Here is a 1,670-nt window from a genome sequence, read left to right as displayed (position 1 = left end):
AATTAATAAAAATAGCCTTAGCGCAATATAATTAAGTAATAAATAGGTTTAAGTTATTAACTTTATAATTAAAAGGAGTAGGGATATTCTACTCCTTTTCCTATGTATAATTTTATGTATTCAATCTATTCAATTGGGTGCAGAGACACTTAAATAAATTTATACAAATTCAGTCATATTCTAGCTTCTAGCAATTAAATTTTATCAATGACTTATCACCAACAGTTTTATACAAGATTGATTATCTATACTTGATAACTACCATTTATAAGTTACTTTCCCCACAATATTGCGTGGTTCAATATAATTACAGTCATAAACACATACTATACTATCTTCATCAAATAGATTTTTAATATTAAGAGAAAGCTTCATATTATTGCTCCAATCATAACTTGCCATCGCATCAACTAAAGTATAGCTTGGTACCTCAGACTCATCAGACAATAGTAACGTATTATCTTTAAAGCGTAGTCCTACTCCCATTTTTAAATTAGGCATTCCAAAATCGGTAAAGCGATAATCACTCCAGAGAGAAAATGTATTATAAGGAACTTCACCCTTACGTTTACCTTCTTCCTCAGGGTATAGAGGACTTGGTTTTATAGTTCGAGCATCAGTATAATCATAAGCTATAATTAAATTGGAATTATCGCCCAATTGCGTTCTGGCTTCTAGCTCCACACCTTGTGAACGAACCTCACCTAATTGTATTTTAAAATAATCGAAAGCTGAGTTATTAGGATCAGCCACCAAAACATCGGTCTGATCAATTCGATAGAGTGCCCCTGTTAATAAAGTATCACTACCTTCTGGCTGATAACGTACCCCTATTTCATACTGCTCACCTCTAGTAGGTTCAAACAAATTGCCATTACGATCTTTACCAGTCTCTACATCAAATGATTGACTAACACTAGCATATGGAGCAACACCACTATCCATAAGATAGACTAAGCCAATGCGACCTGTAGTTGCACTGTAATCACCACTTGTACTTGTTTTTGGCTCAAATATTGCAGTCTCAACACCTTCAACCTTATCATGACGAATACCAATTAAGGCGGTAATCTTATCATTAAAAGTTAACTGATTTTGTGCATATATTCCTGTTTGTTTGCTATCTTGTCTACCTGAATATGGATAAGCTGTAAATTCATCCGAAATTGAATCCTGACTATGATCGGGATTCAATAAATTAATATTAGTACTTGTACCATTATAGCGTTCGGTTTCTTGACTGGTATCGCTATAGTCAATCCCAACTAGTGAAACATTATCAAAGTTATCACCTACCGACCAATCATATTGCGCAGACAAACCGCTAGTCGTCACTTCGCTAGCATCTCTTCGCTTCTGAGATGATCGTGAGTATATGTCATTGTTTTCATCAACTGCTCTGTCCCAGAACACTCTAGGCATATCAACATCGACTTTCATTCTCCGTAAATTATGTTCAATTTTTAGTTCTGGAGTCACTTTGTGACTGATTTTATAACCAATGGTGTAACGTTCGTTGTCATATTTATCAAAATCAGGGACGCCAACAAAACTTTCTCTATCTATCTTGCCATATTGTGTATCAAGCGTTCCTACAGCTGGCAAAAAGGTAATATATTTCGTATTAATTTGGTGATAATCAGCTTGTAGTGTTAATTGAGTAGCATCTG

1 protein-coding gene is annotated in these 1,670 nt (G+C 34.6%); it reads right to left on the bottom strand.

What is annotated here, in order from left to right; translation table 11 throughout:
* Positions 1-258 precede the first annotated feature (258 nt).
* Positions 259-1,670, bottom strand: a 1,412-nt coding sequence (locus tag EGV92_RS13735) for a TonB-dependent siderophore receptor (RefSeq protein WP_131669877.1), incomplete at its 5' end; no start/stop codon positions are given.

The sequence above is a fragment of the Psychrobacter pygoscelis genome (genome assembly GCF_004335015.1).
Lineage (GTDB): Bacteria > Pseudomonadota > Gammaproteobacteria > Pseudomonadales > Moraxellaceae > Psychrobacter > Psychrobacter pygoscelis.
The sequence above is the reverse complement of the archived record's forward strand: the minus strand, read 5'-3'. Positions and strand labels throughout refer to the sequence as shown.